We start from the raw sequence: 415 nt of genomic DNA, 5'->3' as shown, positions 1-415 counted from the left end.
TGTAAGATTAAATCTCAACTATTACAGTTGCATGACACGATTTTTTCGTCATTGTGAGAAGAAATTGTAAATTTCAACGAAGCAAGGAAGAAAAAAATTCTGATTTACAGAATTTTTTTAATTATTTTTTTGGATTGCCATGTTGCTTTGCTCCTCACAAGGTGTTGTTACGTGGATCAATTTCACCTCTGTCGTCCCGTGTCTTGACCTATAGTACCGGACATTTTTTTAAAAAATCTTGATGTCATCCCCGTGAAAGCGAGGATCCATATTAAAAAATCTTTAATTTTAAAGATTTTTTATTACATAGTTTTTTAAAGTGAAGCTTTTTTAAAAGCTTTACTTTACTGGATTCCCTCCTACGCGGGGGAATGACTAGTATTTTTTATTGTTTTTATGGACCTAGTTAGCAAGC

Origin of the sequence: Rickettsia sp. TH2014 (assembly GCF_019249195.1) — a bacterium.
GTDB lineage: Bacteria > Pseudomonadota > Alphaproteobacteria > Rickettsiales > Rickettsiaceae > Rickettsia > Rickettsia felis.
This window is presented reverse-complemented; position numbering follows the sequence as displayed.